At 40.5% G+C, this 23065-nt stretch carries 18 protein-coding genes and 1 pseudogene; 7 read left to right on the forward strand and 12 right to left on the reverse strand.

Features of this window, described 5'->3' with window-relative positions; genetic code table 11:
- Positions 1-450: 450 nt before the first annotated feature.
- The 7 genes and pseudogenes from JMX92_RS06775 to JMX92_RS06800 form a co-directional block, all read right to left on the reverse strand.
- A complete protein-coding gene (locus JMX92_RS06775; RefSeq protein ID WP_201544668.1) occupies positions 451-1665 on the reverse strand; it encodes a competence protein CoiA in 1215 nt (404 codons plus the stop codon).
- Between the two features lie 98 nt (positions 1666-1763).
- Positions 1764-5030, reverse strand: a complete 3267-nt coding sequence (locus tag JMX92_RS06780; protein WP_201544669.1) for a type I restriction endonuclease subunit R — start codon at positions 5028-5030, stop codon at positions 1764-1766.
- Between the two features lie 78 nt (positions 5031-5108).
- Entirely contained in the window at positions 5109-5720 is a 612-nt protein-coding gene (locus JMX92_RS06785; RefSeq protein ID WP_201544670.1) for a hypothetical protein, read from the reverse strand.
- A gap of 74 nt (positions 5721-5794) precedes the next feature.
- Positions 5795-5887, reverse strand: a pseudogene (locus JMX92_RS13765) (type I restriction endonuclease subunit S); the annotation flags it as partial.
- 40 nt (positions 5888-5927) lie between these two features.
- Positions 5928-6686 (reverse strand): hypothetical protein, encoded by a 759-nt coding sequence (locus JMX92_RS06790; RefSeq protein WP_201544671.1) that lies wholly within the window; start codon positions 6684-6686, stop codon positions 5928-5930.
- 66 nt (positions 6687-6752) lie between these two features.
- Positions 6753-8111, reverse strand: a complete 1359-nt coding sequence (locus tag JMX92_RS06795; protein ID WP_227675298.1) for a restriction endonuclease subunit S — start codon at positions 8109-8111, stop codon at positions 6753-6755.
- Positions 8111-10489, reverse strand: coding sequence for a type I restriction-modification system subunit M (locus JMX92_RS06800; RefSeq protein ID WP_201544672.1), 2379 nt, complete (start codon positions 10487-10489; stop codon positions 8111-8113). Before JMX92_RS06800 ends, JMX92_RS06795 begins: the two co-directional genes overlap by 1 nt.
- A gap of 323 nt (positions 10490-10812) precedes the next feature.
- On the opposite strand from JMX92_RS06800, the gene JMX92_RS06805 reads away from it, so the two are divergent.
- A complete protein-coding gene (locus tag JMX92_RS06805; protein ID WP_201544674.1) occupies positions 10813-11601 on the forward strand; it encodes a helix-turn-helix transcriptional regulator in 789 nt (262 codons plus the stop codon).
- A 413-nt stretch (positions 11602-12014) separates the two neighbouring features.
- Here the strand turns inward: JMX92_RS06805 and JMX92_RS06810 are convergent, their stop codons facing one another.
- Positions 12015-12302 (reverse strand): helix-turn-helix domain-containing protein, encoded by a 288-nt coding sequence (locus tag JMX92_RS06810; RefSeq protein WP_201544676.1) that lies wholly within the window; start codon positions 12300-12302, stop codon positions 12015-12017.
- Between the two features lie 210 nt (positions 12303-12512).
- On the opposite strand from JMX92_RS06810, the gene JMX92_RS06815 reads away from it, so the two are divergent.
- Entirely contained in the window at positions 12513-13283 is a 771-nt protein-coding gene (locus JMX92_RS06815; protein ID WP_201544678.1) for an IclR family transcriptional regulator, read from the forward strand.
- A 229-nt stretch (positions 13284-13512) separates the two neighbouring features.
- Here JMX92_RS06815 and JMX92_RS06820 read toward each other — a convergent pair whose 3' ends face one another.
- The 4 genes from JMX92_RS06820 to JMX92_RS06835 form a co-directional block, all read right to left on the reverse strand.
- Positions 13513-14505 carry an IS110 family transposase gene (locus tag JMX92_RS06820; protein ID WP_105244335.1) on the reverse strand — a complete coding sequence of 331 codons (993 nt, stop codon included), beginning with the start codon at positions 14503-14505 and terminating at the stop codon, positions 13513-13515.
- A gap of 226 nt (positions 14506-14731) precedes the next feature.
- On the reverse strand, positions 14732-15292 hold the full coding sequence (locus JMX92_RS06825; RefSeq protein ID WP_201544680.1) for a hypothetical protein: 561 nt from the start codon (positions 15290-15292) through the stop codon (positions 14732-14734).
- Between the two features lie 754 nt (positions 15293-16046).
- Positions 16047-16736 (reverse strand): IS30 family transposase, encoded by a 690-nt coding sequence (locus JMX92_RS06830; RefSeq protein ID WP_201544681.1) that lies wholly within the window; start codon positions 16734-16736, stop codon positions 16047-16049.
- 451 nt (positions 16737-17187) lie between these two features.
- The gene (locus tag JMX92_RS06835; RefSeq protein WP_201544682.1) at positions 17188-18105 is read right to left on the reverse strand and encodes a LysR family transcriptional regulator; all 918 of its coding nucleotides are present in this window, start codon (positions 18103-18105) and stop codon (positions 17188-17190) included.
- Between the two features lie 244 nt (positions 18106-18349).
- On the opposite strand from JMX92_RS06835, the gene JMX92_RS06840 reads away from it, so the two are divergent.
- From JMX92_RS06840 to benB, 5 genes are all read left to right on the forward strand, one after another.
- Complete coding sequence (locus JMX92_RS06840) at positions 18350-19522, forward strand: muconate/chloromuconate family cycloisomerase (protein WP_227675299.1); 1173 nt, start codon at positions 18350-18352, stop codon at positions 19520-19522.
- An 88-nt stretch (positions 19523-19610) separates the two neighbouring features.
- Positions 19611-19901 carry a muconolactone Delta-isomerase gene (gene catC / locus JMX92_RS06845; protein ID WP_201544683.1) on the forward strand — a complete coding sequence of 97 codons (291 nt, stop codon included), beginning with the start codon at positions 19611-19613 and terminating at the stop codon, positions 19899-19901.
- Between the two features lie 99 nt (positions 19902-20000).
- Positions 20001-20924 carry a catechol 1,2-dioxygenase gene (catA, locus tag JMX92_RS06850; RefSeq protein ID WP_201544684.1) on the forward strand — a complete coding sequence of 308 codons (924 nt, stop codon included), beginning with the start codon at positions 20001-20003 and terminating at the stop codon, positions 20922-20924.
- Positions 20925-21056: 132 nt separating this feature from the next.
- Complete coding sequence (gene benA, locus JMX92_RS06855) at positions 21057-22442, forward strand: benzoate 1,2-dioxygenase large subunit (RefSeq protein ID WP_201544685.1); 1386 nt, start codon at positions 21057-21059, stop codon at positions 22440-22442.
- Positions 22443-22503: 61 nt separating this feature from the next.
- Positions 22504-23001 carry a benzoate 1,2-dioxygenase small subunit gene (benB, locus tag JMX92_RS06860; RefSeq protein WP_025643600.1) on the forward strand — a complete coding sequence of 166 codons (498 nt, stop codon included), beginning with the start codon at positions 22504-22506 and terminating at the stop codon, positions 22999-23001.
- Positions 23002-23065: the final 64 nt, after the last annotated feature.

A 23065-nucleotide genomic window follows, 5' to 3' on the forward strand; every position in this document is an offset into this window, starting at 1 on the left:
GGGTAGTCGTCTTTAGCTTCAATTAGCATACGGACGGCGCGCTCTTTCATTTCGGGGGTATAGTTTCGTGTTTTCATTGTCGTATTCTCTCAGATAAATGAGTCTCTGACAATCCCGGGGCGGTTCATTATCTTGAACATGTACAAATGCTATGTCAGAAATATAGAATCAACTCAAATCTATTGTTTGAGACGATTGCTCAATGTTACGCTTGTTTAGATGATGTGCTCTGTGAGTACTGCACAAGTGCTTGCCCGGTAGAGATGCCAGCAGATATCCTATATATGCGTGCTCAAGATAGTTGGTGTTGTATGGTTTGCAAAAACGCAGTATGGCAAAAGGCTTACGTTTGATTGCTGTCAAACCTATATAGTAGCTATTGCAAAATCTACAGTAGTGAATTAAATTTTATGATTTTTTATAAACAATCATATATGCCAATTATTCTGATTAAACTGGTTCACTATCTCTAGTAACCCATTTACCAAACTCAAAACTCTCGTTATATTTGATTTTGAAACTGTTGTTTACACGGTAAACACATTCTGTATTAAGAGTTGTATTCGAAGTATAGAATTTTTCTGTATTAAGACCTAAATGCTTTATAAAAAGCGGCTTAGTGAAAATTTTTTTTAAATAGGTACTATATTGACCATCTCTATCTATGACAAAACCACATTCAACACAAGTATTGACTATAAAAACTTTGTTGAGTATTTCACTACGCACCTTTTTTATGGGTGAAAAAACATAATGCTTAGAAAAATGTGTATTAATAATTCTAAGCTCTTTATCGCTACAATCTTTTATTTTCTTAGAACGTACTTTATAGTCTTCTTTATATCTCACCTCAGAAATTATCGGATTGGAGTAACCACATTTAGCGCAAGAGTCTTTACTCACCCCTAAAGTCATCTCAGTGATACCGTTGGATTTAAATCTAAACTTTGTAGAGGTGAATCGCTCATAAGGTATAAAAACTAGGCCTTGTGAAACCAATCTTTGTATAAAATTCTCTAATGGTAGCGTAATAGGCTTAAATGAACAGTGGTTGTATTGACTACTGTTGCTGTCTAGCTTATTCACGTTATAAATCATATAAGCTTGATTGTCCTGCGTCTTATTTTTATAAATAGAGAATACAGGTATGTCTTTCGTACTATAAGCATAATCGCCTGTAATTGCGTTGGTATCTTTAATTGAGCCACTTCTAAGCAACCACGCACACCTTACACCTGATTGAGCATATTTTTCTTGTCTGCGTTTTGTTTCTATAAAAGTTTGAGGGCTCCATTGCACTTCAATGGCAATCTTCGCTTTACCTTTTTCTGCGTAGATATCTGCTATCCATTCCTCACCACTAGGGGTAACCCCTCTTTTTTCGACTTCTACATTCCAACCATTTCTATCTAATTCTTTCATAACAAGATATTTGATATGCATGTGTTCGGCAGTTTCACCACCAGTCGAGCAGTCAGAGTCTTTAGGTTTTGCCTTATGAGCGAAGAACTGCGTACCTAGCTTACTTGTCTTTAGTATTGCCTGATTACCACAGCAAGCCATATTGAAACTGGACGCTTTATCTTCTTTTAAAGCTATCCAATCTTTTAAACTATATATAAAACTATAGATTTTTTCATCATTTTTTATGCAAATAAAAGCCATATTGATCCTTAATTATTTTGACTTTTAAGCTAGCATTACCTTTTTGTGTATTTTCATACTTTCTTAGTTAATCAAGCATAATTTAAAGCTTATCTTTATTAAGCACTCAATTTGTTATCCAATAAGAACCGCGTAAACTGCGCTAAGCGATTAGAATCAGACAACAACTGCTTAGTGATCTCCTGATACGCTTCTTGGCTATCAAAGATAGCGTCTAGCGTGGCATCTGGATAATCACCTAACATAATCTTATCCGCTGGATTATTAGCAATCTGCTGCATGACGATATCGTTCTCTTTAATCTTATCCCATATCGTTTGCGAATAGTTGAGCATATCGCTATCGGTTAGATTTTCCGTATCAAACATCTCATTAAGCCGCGCCACAATTTGCGATAACAAATCCTCTTCCTTGTCCCTCGCTCTACCGCCGCCGCCGCTGCCTGATTTTAGATCAATACTCTCTTCTTGCAGCTTTAAATCTTGTTGAAGAAGTTTAGATAAGCGGTAGTGACTCATAACAATATTACTAAGATCAACGTCGTCGTCATCATCTAGCTTTTCGCGTAGCATAGGTTGCAGGTGACGAGCATACAAACTCAGCTTCTCCAACGCTTTATCATCATAATCGACAATTTGCGACATGAACTCATACTGGCGCGTGAAAGTGGTCAGATCCTTCTTAAATAGCTCAAGTGCGTCTTGCTCCACCTTATAGCCTTTATAATCGGTCTCAGCGTTAGCAATCAGCACCTCATCTCCCGTAGCCTTGCTGCGTTCTAGTAGCATCTTGGCGTTGGCGGCCTGCTCGCGTGCATTCTTATAGCGCTTTTGCCAACGCTCAACGGCAGGCTTGCAGATATTGCTAACAGCGGCACCTGATTTATTTTTGGCATAAAAGGCGATAGCAAACTGCTCTACCTTCGACCACTCAAATATACCGCCAGCACATAGCTTCTCGTACAGATCAAACACACTGTCAGGATCAGACACGTCGTCTAAGGTAGCGTTTTTATAATATGGCTGAAATGCTTCCAATATATCTTCTGGATCGTTAAAGAAGTCGAGCACAAACGTACCACTCACTGACTTGCCAGCATATGTACGGTTTAAACGTGAGAGCGTCTGCACACAGTCTACGCCGCCAAGCTTTTTATCCACGTACATGGCGCATAATTTGGGCTGATCAAACCCTGTTTGAAATTTATTAGCCACTAGCATCACTTGATAATCATCACTATCAAAGGCTTTGCGCATGTCACGCCCTTTAAGATTAGGGTTCATATTATGCTCATTGAACTTTTGATCAATTAAGTCGCTACTATCAGGATCGTCAGTGTTAAAGCTAACCTCACCCGAAAACGCTACCATAGCGTTAATACCTTTATAGCCGTGATCAGCAATATAGCGATCAAAGGCAAGCTTGTACCGTACTGCCTCTTTACGTGAACCAGTCACGACCATTGCTTTGGCCTGTCCGCCGAGCAATCCTTTGACGTTTTCATTAAAATGCTCAATGATGACTTTGACCTTTTGCGCGATGTTATGATCATGCAAGCGTACCCAGTTATTAAGCTTGATAGTCGCGCGGCGGGTATCAACTTCTTTGTCTTCAGCAACAATCTTTTGGGTTAACTGATAGACCACTTTATAGTTGGTGTAGTTCTTCAATACGTCTAAGATAAAGCCTTCTTCTATCGCTTGACGCATCGAGTAGACATGATAAGACTCAGGTACATTCTGTTTTGACGGTGGTAACTCAGGATTAGGCACCCTTCCAAACAATTCTATCGTTTTTGGCTTAGGTGTAGCGGTAAAAGCGTAATAACTTAGATTAGGACTGTTACGACGCGCGGCAATGACGTTATCTAGCATATCTTCACTAGAGAGCATCTGATCGCTATCTGCATCATTACTGTCACTGTCATCCCCAGACACTAACACTTCTTTGAGCTTACGCGCAGTAGTACCTGTCTGTGAGGAATGCGCCTCATCAGCGATGATGGCATAACGGCGTGACTTTAAGACAGCGGAGTCTTCAATAGCTTTGAGCACAAACGGAAAGGTTTGGATAGTGACGATGATAATCGGTTGTGAGTTTACCAAGGCGCTGGCTAGCTTCTCAGACTTTGACCCTTCACCCTCTTTATTATTAATACGTCCAACCACGCCATCGGCATGTTCAAACTGATAGATCGTATCTTGTAGTTGTTGATCCAGTATCGTACGGTCAGTAATGACAATGACAGAATGAAACTGCTTATCGCCGTCGCTGTTGTATAAGGTGGAGAGCTGATGCGCTGTCCATGCGATAGAATTAGACTTACCCGAACCCGCACTATGCTGAATGAGATACTTTTGACCTGCGCCCTCAGTAATGGCGGCATCGACCAGCTTGGTCACCACGTCCCACTGATGATAGCGCGGAAACATCATGGTCTCTTTTTTGGACTTGCGCCCGATCGCGTCCTCTTCTTCCTCTATCTGCAAGTGCATAAAGTGCCCAAGGATAGCCAGCAAGTTATCAGGCGTCAGCACTTCATTCCATAGGTAATCGGTGGCATAACGACTGCTATCCGCTGGCACGTCATTACCCGCACCGCCATCACTAGTGCCTTTGTTAAAGGGTAAGAAGTAGGTACGGTTACCTGCCAGCCTTGTCGTCATATAGACTTCATACTGACTGACCGCGAAGTGAACCAATGCGCCACGTTTAAACGTTAGCAGAGGCTCAGGTTTCTTAGTATCAAGGTCTTTTGGCAGGCGGGTCTTCTTATACTGAGTAATGGCATTTTGTACCGCTTGCTTAAACTCTGACTTTAGCTCCATTGTAGTGACAGGCAAGCCATTGACGAATAGCACGATATCGATACGGTTGCGCTTAGCGACTTTGCCATCAGTGCTATCTTGAAGACTGCTTTTATTAGCAACAATGTGCGGGCTATACACTACCTCAGGGACGACACGGCAGATATTGGCTTCATAGCGCGCCATGGTCTCAGGATTGAGGTTGTGCTCAGGCTTGAACTGGCAAAGTGAGAAGCGCGCGTTACGAATCTTGAGTCCATGACGCAATACGCCTAATGTGCCATAAGTGCGCGAGGCTCTATCGGTAGCTTGCGCGTCCGCTTTGTTGAGCTGCTTGACTAAGGCGGCGATAAAGTGGCGCTCAGAGTCGATAGGAAAGGTGCGGCAAAACTTCTCCCATTCCTGCGGCTGGGTGGTCTGCACAAAGTCCAGCACGTCTTGCTCATACAGTGCGGTCTCTGCCTGATAGCCGCTAGGATTGCCCAGCTGCCAGCCGTGCGCTTGCATCTGAGTGACGATATCGGCTTGAAAGACAGATTCGTAGGTAGTGTCGGTCATAGTTTTTTCTTATTATAATCAGGAGAATTAAGTTATTACTCGATAATCAGCTTTATTCCAATTACTCATTCTGATACTTTATTTTCCAAGAAAATCCGAAATAATAGTATAGTTAATACCTTTACGTTCAAACTCTGACTGCATCCAACTAAGTAAGTTAAGAACTAGAACCATAAAAACTATAATTATCTTTTTATTTAAATCAGCATCTTCATATTTATAATTTCTTTCTATGTTTCTACCACTTGTTGTGTCAGTTCCTCCAATGTAAATAGAGAAGTCTTTACAAGGTAACAGCTTCTCAGATATATGTAAGTCATCTACCAATAAAATCAATGCATCTAGACGACTTTGTTCTAAAGTATATTTTCTATTATGCGAATAACTATTTCTGATCTTATTAAACCTATCTAATACTTCAAAAATCTTACTATCTAACCCTAGGTTCTGAGCTATAGACAACTTAGATCTAAAACCAATAAAAGGGCCTTTAAATAGATCTTCACTTCCTGATGTTTTGGAACACCAAATATTAAGAAAATCTTCTAAAATTAAATGTGCTCTTAAAACGACTCCAGCTGTGTCTGTTGAATTAATCAAAGCCAAATAGTCGTTATGATCTAATACATTAGCAAAATCACCACCGACGCCTATATATCTTGAGTCACTGCCATCTTCAAAACTAGTCATTTGAAAAACCTGTAATTTAATAAAAACATCCTAATAGAAGTATATCTTAAACTTTTCTTTACTTTATATTGGTATTAGATATTGTCAGGCACAACCCACCCCCTCACATCAATCTCACCCGTAACAGCAGCAGATATTAGAGCGGTGCGGCATACTTGCACGAGTTGGGCGGTTTATTCGGCTTCATTAAAAAACGTAATCCAAGTTTTACGGCTCATCGCACATCTGCTTAAAGCTTTTACCAAACAAGGTTTTATTGAGCTTTTGCTGATTACTAAACACTTCATCAGAGTCGGCATGATAGACCTGATCATTGACGCAATTACCAAAGCCAAAAGTCACTAAGTTTATCTTGGCGTACTTAGTAGGGTTGCTGGCTTTTTCTTCCTGATAGCGCTTGGTAGCCAAACTGCGGTAATACTTACCACCATCGTCTGTGATATCTGCTTGTTTTTGAATTTGCTCTTCAACAAACTGCTTCCATCTATTTTGCACAGCCGTTTCATTCTTTAATAACGGCTCAATATAAGTTTTACACATTTGCGGGCTTTGCTTGAGTGCCTCACTGGGATTCAGATATCCCAAAATCGTCAATTTATTTTGTTTATATTCGCCGTCAATAGATTTGACCAACTCTTGCTTATAACCTTTTGCTTCAGGCACCACATCAAGTCGTTCAATATTATTCTTAACTTTTATATATTCTTCAGTAAGCTTATCTAAGTCTTTCATCGATAACTTGTCTAGTGCATCAATATCCATCGGTGGAAAAAAGCTTTCTAGATTTGATCTGGTTAAGCTCTCTAGCACAAAATATGAGTTTTCGATTTGCTTAGCGGTATATTTTTTACTATCAAAGTCACCTTTCATACTGCAAAAATCATCTTCCCATTTATAGGTCTGTGCTTGGGCGATGGTGGTCACGGCCATTGATGCCAATAGAGCTGCTACGGTAACTGCTTTCATCATATAACTCCTTTTATTGATTTTCTTGTTTATCAAACGCAATATGCGCTTAATCTCTATTTACAGCTACTCAGGCGCTTGCCAGCCCCTCACATCAATCTTGCCTGTGACGGCGGCGGATATTAAGGCGGTGCGGCGTTCTTGCATGAGTTGGATGGCTTGCTGTGCACTTCTAGTTAACTCATCAAACTTACTCTTCATACCCTCGATATACTCAACTATTTTTTGCTGTTCATCAATAGTAGGCGTTGGTACTTTTACGTACCTAACTTCTCCACAATTTAAATGAGGATGCATACCACCTGTTCTTATCGAGTATAAAGCTGAATAGCCATAAGAGGATTGAAGAATTAAAGATAAATAACTACCTAAAATTAAATCAGTTTTTGGTTGCAAAATAATTAGTGCATGACAGTTATAATCTTCTTCCTTTTCTGTTACTAAACCTATATCCCCAGTACCTGCACCAGTTTGCACAACAAGAACATCCCCTTTTTTTAGTATTGATTTCGAATGTTTCTTACTCCAACTATCTGTCACAAAATATGCATCATCAAAATTTATATTGCCACGCTTTATATGAGTAGCTTGAACATAAGGAACACCTTGTTTTACAAGTATGTCCCTTGTAGGTCCTACATAACCATTAGTAATTTTTTGCGTTAATTTTGAAATAGCTAACACGTTCCAATGCTCAGGCACTTCCCCAAGCCATTCGACGCCTGAATCTTTCATCGGGGCATCAGAGTTTAAGCCTTTGGTCACGGCATGACTGATCACGGCTTGGCGCTTTTCTTTTAACAGTTGGATAAGGGTTTGCTGTTTTTCGATTAGGGTATCGATTTGGGCGGTCTCAAAGTCGAGGAAGTTGGCGATTTGAGTTTGTTCATTAATATCAGGAACAGCTATCGGATATGTATTAATGGTTTCAGCAGGAACACGCCGCAATCCTCCTGCACCTGTCATAGCAGCTGTAGCTACACTAATAAACATGGTTTCTAGTAAACGATAGAATAGGTAACGGTTATTAACCTTGTCATTAACTCGTAAAACGAATATTTCAGACGATCCAAAACCAACCCCATTGATAAGGTCTTGAGCTATAGTAGTATTATTATTTTCAAAGCACGGAGTCACTTTTGCAACTAGAATATCTTCATTTTCAAAATAGGTATAACCGTCATAAACGTCTTTGATGACTTTTTTTTCATCTAAAACAAGACTATTGAATTTAAGCTTTTCCATTGGTACAAAACTACATTCATCAGACATTAAATCTTGAGATAGTGCAGATTTTTTTGGATTAAGAATTGCTAGATGTTTTATAGGTACAACTTCCCAATGACTAGGAATCTCTCCCAACCACTCAACCCCAGAATCCTTATATTCTGCATACTGCTGATACTTCATTACCAATTCAGCCATTATGAATGTACCTCACCCAATAACTGCATAATCTCGCTACTGACTGCATCCAAATCCGCGTCTATATCGGCAAGCGGACGTGGCGGCTCATACACATAAAAATGACGGTTAAATGGTATCTCAAAGCCCACAATGCCAATCTCTTTATCGATTGCATCTGTCTTATCAGGATTGATCCACGCATCAGGCACATGCGGCTGTACTTCACGGGCGAAGTAACTTTCGATCAGCTCCGTGGTGGTCACCTCAGGATTAAGCGGTACGTTTTCATAATCACGTAGATCGCTATCTGTTTGGAACTCTACTATTTTGGTCTTGCTGGCATGGTCGGTGCTATGTTTGGAACGATAAGTAAACGCACCATAGAGCGGATTGGCAACCTTGACTGCTTTTTTGATGACGGGTTCTGCTTCAGGGTTTTTCCAAGTGATAGCATCCATCAGCTGCTTTTTCTCTTTGGTGTCTAAGCTAATCTCAGCGTCTTTTAACGCTTGCTTAAACACTTTTTCAAACTCATTAAAGTCATCGAATTGGTTTTCACCGATAGCCGCTTGCAAGGCTTTAGCTTTATTCATGATCTTAAGCTGATCTCGCCATACTTTAGAGTCAAGCACGTCTTTGATTTGCTTTTCTTTTAGCTCGCTAAAGTCCGCCTTAATCATTGCACGCGCCTCAGTCGTAACCGCTGATAAGTCACCGTAGCTGTTACTGTTGCTATCAGTTGTCCAGTTACCACCAAATGCTTCATACAGCGCTGGCATGACCATATCAAATGGTTTGGGCGCATAGCGTAGCGTTTCTATGGCGGCGTCAGAAAGCTGAGCCGATAGACGTAGCGGGCGCTCAATGGTAATACGGCGATAGCCAAACTCATGAGTGGCAAATATCTTACTGGCGAAGGTCTTGGCAGGTTCCGCTTTAGGATTGGCAGACTGACGGCCACGGTTAGACTTCACCTCTTCAGGCTTATCAAGCACGCGCGCATCGACTACCTCAAAGTCACCAAAGCTACGGATAATGGTCTTGATATCCTCATCGCTCATCTCATTACGCTTTGAGCCAAGTGATTTACGCATCTTGCTGTATAGGTTACTGCCGTCGATCAGTTGCACCTTGCCACGGCGCGCGGCTGCTTTTTTATTGCTTAATACCCAGACATAGGTCGCGATACCCGTGTTATAGAACATATCGGTTGGCAAGGCGATGATAGCTTCTAATAGATCGGCCTCAAGGATATAACGCCGAATCTCACTTTCGCCGCTCCCTGCGCCGCCCGTAAATAACGGTGAACCATTTAAGATGATACCAATGCGACTACCTTGGTGCTCATTGGCACGGCTCTGCTCACTGTTGGCAGTCGTGTTCTGCATCTTGCTCAGTAAGTGCATTAAGAATAATAGCGATCCATCAGACACGCGTGGCAAGCCCGCCCCAAAGCGACCATCAAAGCCTTTTTGCTCATGCTCATCATTGATCTCGCCAGCTATCTTTTTCCAGTCCACACCGAACGGTGGATTAGATAACATATAGTCGAACTGCTCAGTTGCTAGCTGATCATTGGATAAGGTATTGCCCAGCTTGATACGGCTAACGTCTTGTCCTTTAATGAGCATATCAGCTTTACAGATAGCATAGGATTCAGGATTTAGCTCTTGACCAAAGGCGCTCATACGCGCATCAGGGTTTAGCTCTAGCACGTATTCCATACCAGAAGACAGAAAGCCGCCCGTACCCGCTGTCGGATCGTAAATAGTACGAATAATACCGTCTTCGGTCAGCGCCGCGTCATCTTCCATAAAAACTAAAGAAGTCGTTAAGCGCACGATGTCACGAGGGGTAAAATGCTCCCCTGCGGTCTCGTTTGAGCTTTCGGCAAAGCGGCGGATCAGCTCTTCAAACACAAAGCCCATATCGTGGTTAGAAATCGCCTCAGGGCTTAGATCTGTATTGGCAAATTTTTGGACGACTTTATAAAGTAAGTTGGCGTCTGCTAGCTGACCGATAAACTCTTCAAACTTAAAATGCTCGAATATCTCACGCGCGTCTTTTGAGAATGACTGAATATAAGTGTTTAAATTATCCTTGATATCGCTTTGACCTAGCTTACTTAAATCCATAGGAGATATATTATAAAAAGCATGCTTACTGATACGGGTAAGCTGCTTTTCTATCATGTCCTCCTGCATACCTTGGTCTTTGATAGTGGCATACTTCTCGACGACCGCTTCTTTATGGTCAGCTAATACACACTCTAAGCGGCGCAGTAGCGTAAATGGCAAGATGATGCGGCCGTATTGCGATTGCTTAAAGTCACCTCTCAATAGATCAGCGACAGACCAGATGAAAGCGGCGGTTTGAGAGAAGTTTTGTGTTGTCATAGGAGGGTCTTATTATTGAATAGGGCTTACAGAATAAGTCTAAGATAAATAGAGGTTTACCAGAATTCTTGAGATTATAACGCACCCGACCCTCCATAGTAAAAATAGTTTATTAGGTGCTAACTCCTACACTAACTGGGTGCTGAGAATATTATTAAACATATCTGTATTAAACTGTGACTATATTTCATGAACAATAAAAAAGGAAGCTGACCCTATATAAAATATAGGGCTATCTTCCTTTTTCTATTTAGTATTTTACTTAGGTGACACACTAAATATCAGGGTTTGTCAAAACTACGGGAGTTTCTAAAGGAAGTATTTTGAAATGGTTGGCCGGTAAAGCCAAACCAAGTGGCGAATATCTACTCCGCCTTTCAGAAGTTCCAGGTGAATCAGAATATTGGTTATTGAATGGTGAATATCCTTATAGTTCTTATGAAGATATTGACGACGCTATGGACTATATGAACGCTTACGAAGAAAGTATGAGGGATCATTACATTACAGAGCTGGGTTTAGAACCTAGACTTCCATATAGTATTAGATTTTTAAAAGAAGAGTTTGAGAATAAGATTTTTAGTGAGCATGAAGAGTTTGAAAAACGATATGAGCCTTCTGCTGAACAAGAGCGTGAAATTGAAGAGTATGAAGAGTGGCTAGAATGGGAGAAAAGAGCGGATGATTTTATTCAAAATAGGTCGACCTTAGAACAGATAAAGAAATATCCCAATTTAAGTATTTTTATAGAAAATTTTAAATATGTAGAACAATCATTAAGGTCACAGTCTGAAACTGCTGAACAGACGAACACCAACTTAGGAAAGACTCTATTCTATAATCAAGAAGACGATAGTATGCATCCGATAATCACTATTGGTGCACAGTGTTCGATAGATTTAACTAAACGGACTATAAAAAATGGCAAATTTTATTTAATAAGAAGGGATAGCTTTTACGGGGTAAGAGCATTATTTAGTCAATCTGATGGTGGCCTGCTACTACAATGTAAGAACAAAGAATATCCAGATGAAAAAATATCAAGAACGAAAATAGATAGCTTAGAGGTCCTTGGTTATGTTTATGCGTGGAATAATATGGATCCATGGTAAAGGCGAACCTTCCTAGAGCTTGAACTGTCATGGGGTTGGCTCTTATATCATGATAAACTTTACCCCATGCCCTGAAGATAAAAGTATTCACAATATATGGATAAGCGAACTGTGCCGAAGAAACCGTAGACATTAACTTAGAAGATCATAATTTTAGAGAATTTTTATGAAGGGTTATTTTGAAATTAATATCGATAGCGAAGCATTATTCAATGCTAAAGTAGACCAAATATTAATCTAAACTATAACTTATTGGATGGTAAACACCCTAATATTGTGGTATCCGAAATATCATTAACCTCTCTATTACCATGTATTTATTTTAATTTGATGACTCGAAAAGACCCTAAATGCTATTGTTTATATAGTATAGAAGACTTAGGTATGAAACTTGCTTTTCTTAGGTGACGTTATTAATATCGGGGTTTGATAGCTATCGTGTATTGTTGTTGTAAAAACAAGGACTCATGAACGTTAAAGTCCATCCCGATATGATAAAGGGTTCGGTATTCACGCCAATAGGTCAGTGCTAGTAAAATCTGCGCCTTTAAGCTAAGATCACTTGGACGACCTGATTTGGTCTTGGAAGCTTCATGCTCTTGCATGGCTTCTAGTATTTGCTCAAAAGTGGCTTTGTGAATGCCGGTATAACGTTTAAAACCTGCATCATTCTGTTCAAGTAGTTTGGCTATGTTTGGCATATCTTTTAAGTATTTAGGGTTCAGTTGTATACTTTGAGATTTGAAGCTACTTTTGCAAGAGGTCTACTCTTTATCATATGACTATCCTAGATTATTTTACTTATCTAGGACAGCCCCTAAAATATGAATGGTTAATAGGGTCGTCGATTACAACTACGCAAGAATAGAAAATTGTAAAAGTTAAATAATTGTGTAAATGGTGATAATATAATGAAGAAAAAAAGCTCTCAAGACCGCCTACTTATACTTCTAGGCCTATTTGCTCATGAGGAAAAAAGTGCTTGGTCTGTCGAAGAAGCCGCAGAATATATGCAGCTATCAACTAGCCACACTTATCGATATTTTCGCTCGCTTTCTTCCGAAGGTTTCATAGTTGCTATTTCGTCAGGCAGGTATGTTTTAGGTCCAGCAATTATTGAGCTAGATCGCAGAATGCGAATGGATGATCCCATGATAGGCACCGCAAAGCAGGTTATGCAAACAATGCTCAAAAGTGCCCCATCTAAAAGTATGGCGATTCTCTGCCGCTATTTTCGTGGCCAAGTGATGTGTGTACACGAGGAGTTTATCACCCGCGCTGAGTATGAAATCAGCTATGAAAGAGGGCTTCCAAGACCGTTATATCAAGGTTCAGCTTCAAAAGTGGTACTTGCCCATCTTCCAATACGCCAAGTGAAAAGGTATTACAATAAATATTCTGAGCAATTCAAACAATTTGGTTTAGGCTCTGAATGGAATGAAGTAAAAAAACAACTACGCATTCTACGTAATAGTCGAGTGGTTTCAACCCAAGGCGAGTTAGGTGAATCAGCCTGTGGTATTTCTGCACCCATTTTCGATGACAAGCAAGTTATAGGTAGTATTAGCCTAGTCGTTCCCGTTAATCTAGCCTCTGCTGATGTTAAATCTAACTTGTTTCCAATTGTTCAAGCAGCAGGAGAACATCTAACCTTATCTATGCAATCCGAAGAAGTAAATTGATGAATGAAATTGGAACGATTTATACCTTATAATAAACAAGTTTAATGGAAGAAAGAAAATAACCCATGCTAAAATATCAGGTTATCATTCACTGGCAAATAGGATTAATACCACTTATTCAAACTGCCAAGGAATATTTACATAAATATAAGCTTTACAAGCAGATCTGTTTGTAGTGGCATAATAAAATTGGACAGCCTATAAGAGATACCATCTTAAAAAAGCCAAATCAAGCACTAATTAGCTCAACTTTTGCTTGGTAAGACTGCTGATGTTTAATCACACCGAAACAGATATGCACAAGCTTGCGCATCGCTGCACAGACAGCCTGCATTTTGCACTTACCATTAGCAAGCAGTCGCTCATACTGCGCCTTAATATCAGGATTATGCTTAATGGCGACTAGCGCTGGCATATACAGTTTGGCTCTGATATCACTTGAGCCATTCTTTGCTAAGCGAGACTTGCCTTTAAATAGCCCTGATTCACTATGTTTGGGAACTAAGCCTAAAAAGGCGGCCATTTGTGACGCTTGACTAAACTGCTTATTATGCATCAGCGACACCATCTGCTTTGAGACAACAGGGCCGACGCCTTTAATAGTTTGTAGTAGAGTCTGATCTTGCTTTAAATTGTGATGATGATCGATATGGTCATCAATATCACCATTGAGCTTAACAATAGCGGCTTGCAAAGAGGCTATCATATGCTCAATAGAAGCTTTAACGATAGGAGCGGTGTCTGTGGCCTGCGCTTTTTCCAATCGATTCAGCTCACGTTGTAAGTCTTCTTGTAGTGCGTCTAAGCGCGACAATAATGACTTGAGGTGACGCGCCTCTGCTGGCGGCGGTGTCCATAATTTAGGCTTAGCACTATAGGTGTAGCGGGCTAATAACATACTGTCTTTTTTATCCGTCTTGTTGCGACTTCCTAAACTAGCAGCATAGCTTTTGATATAAGCAGGATTGATAATACTGACGTTAAGACCTTTATCAAATAGGTAGTAGGCGATGTTCTCGTGATAGACTCCTGTGGCCTCGACCGTGATGTGAATATTACTTAAGTCGTCAGTGATGTTAGCAATGAGCCAGTTGATAAGAGCAGCGTAGTCACTGTAATCATTTTTAAAGACTTTGGTTTTAAATTTGAGATTATCAGTGGCTTTGAGCCAGGCGATATCTAGCTTGTTTTTACTGACGTCTATGCCGATATAGTGTGTCATCTTATTGTCTTCCCTTGTCTATGCAGTGTCACTCATGACACCTTGGTAGATGGCGAGGCACTTGGATACCATTCAGAATATGAAGATGATGGGATGAGCATTGGGCATAATCTCTTACACAGTGTCTAGGCACTAAGGTTATACTCATACTCTCAATGCTCATGAATAATTACTTTATTTTATCAACTTTCGTTGGCAGTATTAAGCGGTTATTCAAGATACAAGGTTATACTACCGCCGCGATGAGTCCTATAATATAAAATGGCAAGAGTATGCCATTTAGTTTGTCTAACCAATTTTGCACACCTCCCATAATCATAGGCACACTATAAGCCACGACTATTAAAGCTGCGATCCAGTAAGGGACAGATGGATACGTTTGACTAAAGGTAACAGCAATGACAGAGCCTTCAAATACTGCGTAATACATAGCCGTGGCAAAAAATATGAGTGTAGCTAAAGCGGCTCCTTTATGACCGAATAATACTCGAGAAAACAAGGCTACAGACATGCCTGTGCGAATGGCGTAGCGAGTAATAATTCCATTTATGATTCCGTAAGCAACGCAGCTTATTAGTAAGCCAATAATAGCGTTTTTGGTCCCATAATTTTCTGCCATCGCAATACCAATGACTAAATAGAACATGGCGCTACAAACGCCCCACCATGCCATGGTTAAAGAACCTTTAGTGGCTCGATCTTCGTTTGCCACCAACTCTTGGTTAGGATCAGAGGAAAGAGCAGAAATATCGTGCTCTTTATTTTTTGGTTGTATTACACCCGCCATATCACACTCCTTGAGATAATCTATTGGTTGTACCGTCGTCATAATTGTTTATCGGCTAAACACAATTAGTAGCCAAGACTTTTAATTCGATGACAGTAGCCACGCTATGTCTTTTACGTCCTGTAAAAGAGTATCATTCCGACAACATTTCTATAGCTAAATAGATAAGTGTCGTCATTCAACTATAGACAATACTCTAGGAGATAAAATGACTGCAGCTGCAGTATTTTTGACTAAGTGTGCAATGTTTTTGATTGAAGCTAAGTCTTTGATATATGCTGTATGAACCGCTCACAGATTGTAGAAGACTTGATATTCTGAGAGAATACGAAAACACAGAACTACGCCCTTGAGACTGTATAGCACAATGTTCGCATGTTAATTGGAGCAGTGAAGCAGCGAGAGTATATTGCTTGGAATTAGAGCCGCTTTAAGTGAACCTAACAATAAAGAAAGTTTATTTTGTAGACTAGGGCGTGTCTTCAATTCACTCGATAGTCATCTAAATGGGCAAAAAATGGCTAAATTTTGCCAAACATCGTCAAATAGCTTGTTAATATCCCGATATTATCTACGCTATTTTTCTTGTTTGACGGCAATTTATCTCATTTTTATCGCCATTTCTGAAATGAAGACAAGTCCTAGCTTGAAATTTGCCAGATGCAAACTACTTCACTATTGCGGTCATAGGAATATCAGGAATATAAAGTATGACTGATTTTTACTCCCCTAGATTAACACACCAAGTCCAACGCTAATTAATGGAATAAAACACCTGGTTTGGCGTTTTAAACCCCAAACGTTTTCTTGGCCTGTTGTTTAACCTGTCTTCGATGTTTTGAACCTCATCATCAGATACTTGTCTAAAGTCACATCCTTTAGGCAAGTACTCTCTAATCAAGCCATTGGTATTTTCGTTTGTTCCTCGTTGCCATGAGGAATAAGCATCAGCAAAGTAGAACCCACTATAGAGTCTTTGCTTGATGGCTTTATGATCCGCAAATTCCTTGCCATTGTCGGACGTAATCGTCTTAACGTGTAGTCTCACTGGCGTCAGCATAATTACCATCGCATCCGCGACCAGATGAGCACTTTTTTTAGTCACTCGTTTCATCTTAACCAAGCCTGTTTTTCGCTCTACTACTGTCACGATAGCTTGCTTGTGGTTTTGACCAATGATGGTGTCGGCTTCCCAATCACCGATCCGGGATCGCTCTTTTACCACATGAGAGCGCTCATGAATTGATACCCTGTCATTAATACGCCCACGAGTCTCAGTGGTAAGACTTTGACGATAGGGTTTGGCTTTGCGTCTTAAATATTGCCATAGCGTGCCGCCTTGCCTCTTATCAGTCCATAAGTAACGATAGATACTCATGTGACTGACTCCACTATGAACGCCTGCTATTTGCTCAGGACTCCACTGCAACTTAAGCTTAGTCACCACCTAGTCCCAGACGTTTAAAATGATGGTGAAGGCATTATTTGCTCACCTCGCTTTAGCTGTGTTGTCTGCATGCTTTGCTCTGTACCCTCGTAGGCTTTTATTGCGTCTAAGCTCTCTTGATATGGCGCCCCTGCTATAAATTTAATACTATGTTGTGCCCTTTAAGAGCAGAAATCTGATATCGATCCCCTAGGCTTAGATGTGTATAGCTCATGGTTGCAATCTCACTTTGGTCGGTGGATAAAGACTTTGATGCTAGCGCATCTAGGCCTCCTTTTCACCTACTCTTTGATATTGCACTTCACGTGTTAATCTAAGAAGTAAAAAAAGCTGCAAACACTATATTATGCATAGTCTTAGCGACCTTTTTCATTGAGTACTTTACTTAGGTGATGTGCTTAATATCAGAGTTTAACTATAATTAAGAGTCTTGAGATTTGAGATATTTTCAAATCTTCTCACGCTTATATATGAAGCATTCTTCGTCATAAATTTGATAAGTAACATCTAATAACGTTTCCAGTAATTCAGACTTATCGAAATGCCTGACACTCATCACGATTGGCGAAGTCAATATCCCCTCTTCAAATGGTATATAGGTTATCTCTTGATGACGTAAATGCTCAAGTGTCTTTGGTACGATAGTGAACCCTTCTCCTGCTGCTACTAACCCTAGGGCAATATGCAATTCACGCACTTCCATAAAATAATTCGCCTTCAAATTACGATTTTCAAATAGTTCTAATACGTAATCAATGAAACTCGGCCTCGGTGCTGTTGGATAAAGTAAGAGGTTTTCATTTGTTAAATCGATCAAGCTTAAACTGTCGCGTTTTTCTTTTGATAATGGATGCTCGATAGGAACAGCAACTACTAAATCTTCCTCTCTAAGCACCATTCGCCTAATAGAAGCATCTTCAAATAACAACCTGCCAAAACCTACATCTATCTTACCTTCTGTCAATGCTTGCGTTTGTTGCCAAGAGTTTAGCTCATACAATTTAACTTCGATATTCGGATGAACTTCTCTGAAACGGGATATTACTCTCGGCAATATGCCATACAATATAGATGATACAAAGCCTATTGAGAGCGAATTATCAAAATTTCCCTTACGAATAGTCATAGTACGCAGATCGTCTGATTTTTTTAAAATTTGAATAGCATGATCATAAAAAAACTCGCCAGCCTCAGTGAGTTTCAAGGGACGGTTCTCCCTATCGATAAGCGTAACGCCAATCTCTTCTTCCAACTGTTTTATCTGCCGGCTAAGTGGTGGCTGCGAGATGTATAAACGAGCAGCTGCTTTATTGAAGCTTTTTTCTTCTGCCACAGCTATGAAATAGCGTAAATGCCTGAGTTCCATTATTCTTCCTTGATTGACTTCCTATTGTTTCTATCCTAAGTCGTTCTAATTTCTTCCCTTTTATCTATCACCTACTTCATATACAAAATATCCATACCTAAAGAACATAACATACCACCTACCTTCCGACAAAATACCTAAAAAGTATTAAAAAAAGACTAAATAGGTCTTAGACATGTCGATATTTAACACCTATAGTTCTTATTAAGCATAAGGAAGCCAAAATTTTATACTAAGGATAGATATGATTCGTTCAATTAATACTTTACTAGTACCAATACCTACTATTCGAGCGCATAAACTGGCTTGTACCGTGATGAATGAACAAGTATTGGTTCTGGTGCATATCCAAACCGAAGATGGCTACGAAGGTTGGGGCGAAGCAACGACGATTGGCGGCTTAAGTTATGCTGAAGAAAGTCCTCATAGTATCAAAATTAATATCGATACTTACTTTACCCCTCTCTTGATGAAAGAAAAGCCTACAAGCACAGCAAAAGCAATGCAGCTATTGAATACCCACATCAGCGGCAATCGTTTTGCAAAATGCGCGATTGAAACTGCTCTACTCGACATCGAAGGCAAAAGACTCAATCTACCTATCAGCGAGCTCATCGGTGGTCGCGTCCGTGATCGTATCGAAGTGGCATGGACGCTTGCTAGCGGAAATACTGATACCGATATCGCTGAAGCTCATCAGATGATTGAACAGAGAAAGCATCGGATTTTTAAATTAAAAATAGGCAGCAACCCTATCCTTGATGATGTCGCCCATGTGTTAGCTATTAAACAAGCTTTACCTGATTGCCGCATCACCGTTGATGTCAATCAAGCATGGACAGAGCTTGAAGCTATTAAAGGTATAAATTTATTACAGAGTGGCGGTGTTGACTTAATCGAGCAGCCAGTATCGATGCGTAATACATCAGCGCTGAAGCGTTTAACTGAGCACTTTGACGTGGCTATTATGGCTGACGAAGTCGTGCAAGATCCACATAATGCGTTTCAATTGGCAGCGGATCATTGTGCTGATGTCTTTGCTGTAAAAATCAATCAAGCTGGTGGATTAAAAGCCGCCTGCCTTATCGGACAAATGGCACATCTAGCAGGTATCGAGCTTTATGGCGGGACGATGCTAGAAGGACCCATTGGTACTGCTGCATCAGCGCATGTGTTCTCTACTTATTCTAGTCTGAACTTTGACACGGAGCTTTTTGGCCCGTTGCTACTAACAGAGGATATTTTAGCTCAACCGCTTGATTATCAAAATTTTGGTTTAATTATTCCAACCGGTGCTGGCCTAGGTATCGAGGTAGATAGCGACAAAGTATATCACTATGCCAGACAAGCAGATTTATCATCCTCAAATCCTATATCGTTAGGAACTTACGTAAGCGACTCTCACGCTGGGGCTTGATAGTGCTCTGCCAAAAGCTCCGTAAAATAAATGCTGATGTAGACCAAATATCAGCCATATGACTAACCATAAATATAAGGACATAATTATGTTATATCACGTCAAAATGGATGTATTGTTACCGACAGATATGAATGCTGATAAGGTCAGTGAACTTAAACAAGCTGAGAAAGCACTGTCACAGAAGCTGCAAGAGCAAGGTAAATGGCGTCATATTTGGCGTATAGCAGGTCAGTATTCTAACTTCAGTATCTTTGATGTTGAGAGTAATGAAGAGCTACACGATATTATGATGTCATTACCACTTTATCCGTACATGAAGGTTGAAGTGACACCGTTATTGCGTCACCCATCATCTGTTCGTAGTGATGACAGCTAAATCAAGGCATTAAATCTGTAATCAGAATCTATAAAAGGTGAGTAAGAATACTCACTGTAGTTACCCCTTAATAAAACAGTCCTCAACAAGGAGAGAGACATGGAACGCAAGCAAATTGAAGCATTAGCCACTCAGTTTATCAAAGGCAAAATCGACTTCCCTGAACAAGTAAATCCACGTGTACAAGAGATTGTATTACGTATTGTGACCGACCTTATGCAAACCATTAATGACTTAAAAATAACCGCCGATGAGTATTGGTCTGGGGTTGAGTTCATTAGTGATTTAGGCAAAGAAGCCGGTTTGTTATCACCAGGTCTTGGTTTTGATCACTTCATGGATTTAATGATTGAAGAAGATTTAAAAGAAGCAGGATTGGATGGCGGGACTGTACGTACTATTGAAGGCCCTCTCTATGTCGCTGGCGCACCAGAAGAAAAAGGGTTTGCACGTCTTGATGACGGTACAGATATTGATAATGGCACGGTGCTATTTATGCAAGGAACTGTTTATGGTGAAAATGGAAAACCTCTTCCAAACGCAAAGGTAGAAGTATGGCATGCCAACAGCTTAGGTAACTACTCTTTCTTTGATGAATCACAGTCTCACTTCAACTTGCGTCGTAGCATCATTACAGATGAGAACGGCAATTATGCATTCCGCAGCATCGTTCCGCTAGGTTACTCGGTACCACCAGAAGGAATGACGCAAAAAGTATTGGGCGCGCTAGGACGTCATGGTCATCGCCCAGCTCACATTCATTTCTTCGCCAGTGCTGACGGTCATCGCAAACTGACCACGCAGATTAACATCGATGGCGATGAGTACCTATGGGATGACTTTGCTTTTGCAAGCCGCGAAGGTTTGGTACCAGAGGTAACGATGGTCGAAGATGCGGACAAGCTAAAAGAAAAAGCGCTGGATAAGCCTTACGCAAGTATCGACTTTGACTTTCATTTAGTAAAAGACATTGACCAAGCTGTACAAGGCAGCGAAGTAGAACGCCGCCGTGCTCAAGGTTAATGAGCACTCATATTAAATAGCATTAATTAATTGATCACTACTAGCGACTTACGTTTGATATGCCCTCAGTTGCCGTATCAAACGTAAAATTCTAATCTCATTTTATACCGTCATTATACAAGGAGTGCAGCCATGAGCGAGCTTATCAATCTAGTACCTGAAGGATCAGACATCACTATTGATGATTTTTTAGAAGAGAACAGTGAAAAAGGGATTTATCGTCTGCATCGTAGCGCCTTCACTAACGAAGAGCTGTTCGAGCTTGAGATGAAGTACATCTTTGAGAGCAACTGGGTCTATTTGGCTCATGAGTCTCAAGTTCCTGATAACAATGACTACTACACCTCATACATCGGTCGTCAGCCCGTGATTCTTGCCCGCAATAAAGAAGGCGAGCTGCATTGCATGATTAACTCATGCTCACATCGTGGTGCACAGCTCTGCCGTCATAAGAAAGGCAATAAAGCCACTTACACTTGCCCGTTTCACGGTTGGACTTTTAACAACTCAGGTAAGCTGCTTAAAGTTAAAGACCCAAGACACGCCGGCTACCCAGAATGTTTCAATAAAGAAGGTTCACACGACCTAAAACAAGTGAAAATGGCCAATTATAAAGGCTTTATCTTTGCTAGCTTAAATGATGATGTTCAGTCAATTGAAGACTGGCTTGGTGGTTCTACCAAGATTCTTGACATGATTGTCAATCAGTCGCCAGAAGGTCTAGAAGTTCTACGCGGCACATCAACCTATACTTTTGATGGTAACTGGAAACTGCAAGCTGAAAACGGTGCTGATGGCTATCACGTATCAGCTGTGCATTGGAATTATGCGGCTACCACTGCACGTCGTAAAGAACAAGAAGCAGTCAAAGAAGACAACATCAAAGCCATGAACGCTGGAAAATGGGGACGTCAAGGTGGCGGTTTCTACTCTTTTGAAAACGGACACATGCTGTTATGGACACAGTGGGAAAACCCACAGGACCGTCCAAACTATGCCTATCGCGATGATTATGTCGCTAAATACGGTGAAGCAATGGCGGACTGGATGATTGGACGCTCACGTAACTTATGCCTATATCCAAACGTCTACATTATGGATCAGTTCAGCTCACAAATTCGTATGCTCCGCCCTATCGCGGTTGACAAAACTGAAGTCAGCATATGGTGTATCGCACCAAAAGGCGAAAGCGATGAGTCACGTGCACGCCGTATCCGTCAGTATGAAGATTTCTTTAACGTTACTGGTATGGCAACACCTGATGACTTAGAAGAGTTCCGCTCATGCCAAGAAGGTTATAACGGTATCAAACTTGAATGGAATGATATGTGCCGAGGCTCCGAGCACTGGATTCAAGGAGCAGATGAAGGCGCTGCCGCTATTGACTTAAAACCTTTAATGAGCGGTGTTAAGACTGAAGATGAAGGGCTATATACCGTCCAACATCGCTACTGGCATGAAGAGATGAAAAAAGCTCTAGAGCAAGAGCAGCAGCTACACGGTGCTAATAGCGACTAATACATTTTTATTATTACTCTGCTATTTATTGTAGAACTGACAAAAAATAAGGATATCAATCATGAAAAACACAACTGTTAACATTGAAGACATTAGACAGTTTCTATACCGTGAAGCGCGTTTATTGGATGAGAAAAAATGGGAAGAATGGCTCACTTATTACGATGAAGACTGCCCTTTCTGGATGCCAAGTTGGGATGATGATGGTCAGCTCATCAGCGACCCACAACGAGAAATTTCGCTGATTTATTATCCGGACCGCCGTGGTCTTGAAGATCGTATCTTCCGCATCGAGACTGAGCGCTCATCAGCGACCATACCTGATACACGTACCACGCACAATTTATCAAATATTGAATTACTCGAAAACAATGACGGTATTGTGACGGTGCGTTTCAACTGGATCAACAAGTCCTTTCGCTATCACGAGACCAACACGTATTGGGGTTACTCTCAGTACAAAATAGACATGACTCAAGACCAACCAAAGATTCTAGATAAGTATGTGGTCTTAAAAGACGATTATGTCCATCAGATTATGGATGTTTATCACGTTTAATCCTTATTTATTCGTTATTTAGTCACTAGCTTTTAATTAATACGTGTTGAAAAGGGATATTTCT

The sequence above is a fragment of the Psychrobacter sp. H7-1 genome, from assembly GCF_904846585.1.
Lineage (GTDB): Bacteria > Pseudomonadota > Gammaproteobacteria > Pseudomonadales > Moraxellaceae > Psychrobacter > Psychrobacter raelei.